Annotated in this window: 1 protein-coding gene; it reads left to right on the forward strand. The window is 72.8% G+C overall.

The window, feature by feature from the left end; genetic code table 11:
- Positions 1–366 precede the first annotated feature (366 nt).
- Positions 367–1,935, forward strand: a complete 1,569-nt coding sequence (locus ACFXPX_RS43800; protein WP_380645113.1) for a hypothetical protein — start codon at positions 367–369, stop codon at positions 1,933–1,935.
- The last annotated feature ends 1 nt before the right edge of the window (position 1,936 follow it).

Raw genomic sequence — 1,936 nt, forward strand, 5'->3', positions numbered from 1 at the left:
GCGGGGGAGAGGGCGGCGATGCGCTCGCCCTGGACGGCCAGGCGGCCGCCGTCGACGACCCCGCCGGGCAGGACGAGCCGGGCGCCGGACAGGGCGAGATGATCGATGACGGTCACGCGCATCTCCCACACTGCTCACAACTGTTCATGGATCCCAAACTACAAGCAACTGTGAGCAGCGCATAGCCGCTTGCGGCGCCGACGGTGGCTTTCCCCGCTCCGGGGTTTCGGCCAAATGCGGGGCTGCTTCGCGACGGTGGCCCGGAATCGGAGCTCCCGGGCCGCCGTCCGGAGGGAGGGTGCTGAGCCACAGGGCTGCGCCCGTGGGGGCGAGTGCCCGCACAGCAGACACAGGGGGTCTTCAACGATGGCTGCTCTGAGCTACGAACTCCTCACCGATCCGGCCCCGCTCCAGGTGCCGGAGGCGGGCGAGGAGCCCAACGGATCGGTCTACCTCGTCGTCTCCAACCCGACCCCGGACGAGGTGATCTGGTACTCCATCGAGCTGCGGGTGCCCTGCGGCCAGCGGGAGGGGGACCTGACCGCGCACCCGAAGTCGATCAACGCCCGGATCGCCCAGAACAACGCGACCCGGGCGGGGGAGGACCCGACGGCGGTCTGGGACGACGGCAACGGCGTGCTGACCGTCACTCCCCGCCCCAACTCGCTCTTCCGGGAAGCCGGTTCACTCGTCCTGGTGCTGGACGGCTTCCCGGTCTCGGACAAGCCGGGGCTGGTCCTGCTCCAGGTGACGGAGCGGGCGGCGAACTGCTCCAGGGCGCAGCGCAACCCGGTGACCCTGGGCCTGGTGAAGCAACTGCCCAAGGTGCCGCGCAACTTCCGCCCGCAGGAGTCCCTGGTGGCGGGTGGCGCGGACGTCGTCCTGCGCTGGGACGGCCCGGCGAACCTGGAGTACCGGATCCAGGGCCCGGACGGCCTCTCGGTGCCCGTCCCGCAGCGGACCGGGGCGGGCTGGGAGTGGGCGCCGAAGGCGGGCGAGGAGCCGAAGCGGGACGCCACGTACACCCTGACGGCCACCCTCCCGGGGCGCGCGCAGCCGGGGTACTTCCTCACCACCACCGTGCACCTGCGCAGCCCCGAGTTCGAGGCGGTGACCGCGACGGCCGGGGTGCACACCCCGTGGGTCCGGGGCACGACGACGGCGCGCGGGCGGATCACCTTCACCGGGCAGGGCGCCCAGATCCGCGACGAGGCCGATGCGCTGGGCACCCTGGCGGCCGCCGGGGTGGAGGCCGTGACGGTGGAGGCACGGCAGGTGGACGCCGTGGAGCTGCGGGCCGCGGAGGCGGCGATCGGCACGGTCACCGCCGGGTCGGTCCGGGGCCACGACGACGACGCCGGGCGGATCGAGTTCCCGCCCGGCGGGATCAGGGTCGGCCACGGCAGCGGCGGCGACCTCGGGATCGTCACGGTGGAGACGGTCAGCGCGGCCGGGGTCAACACCGGCTGGGTGGGGGACCGTGCCGGGGCCAAGGGCTGGCTGGAGTTCCCGCAGTCCGGGGTGGAGGTCCGCAAGGACGGCGGCACGGACTGGGGGACCGTCACCGCCGGCGAGGCGGACCTCAACGACCTGGTCACCCGCCGTGCCCAGGTCAGGGAACGCCTCACCCTCCAGGGCGGGTTGACCGTCGACAACGTGCTGGAGACCCAGGACGGCCCGCCGCGGTTGATCGTCCACGGCGGCCTGGAGGCCGAGGGCGACCTGAACGCCTGGCGCACGCTCACGGTCGCCGGGGACCTCAGCACCAAGGCGATGCTGCGGGTCCAGGGCGAGTCGCGCTTCCAGGGCAAGGTGAACGCCAACGGGCACCTGTCGGTCCGCAACGGACAGGAGTGGATCGTGCACACCAATGACGGGCAGGTCTCGGTCAAGGGCGACCTGCGGGTCCACGGGGCGTTCCGCGCTGACAGCTGAC

Origin of the sequence: Kitasatospora sp. NPDC059146, from assembly GCF_042786665.1 — a bacterium.
GTDB lineage: Bacteria > Actinomycetota > Actinomycetes > Streptomycetales > Streptomycetaceae > Kitasatospora.

What these genes read in the sequence shown, in the direction of transcription:
- ACFXPX_RS43800 (WP_380645113.1), top strand. Translation starts at nt 367, where the DNA reads ATGGCTGCTCTGAGCTACGAACTCCTCACCGATCCGGCCCCGCTCCAG.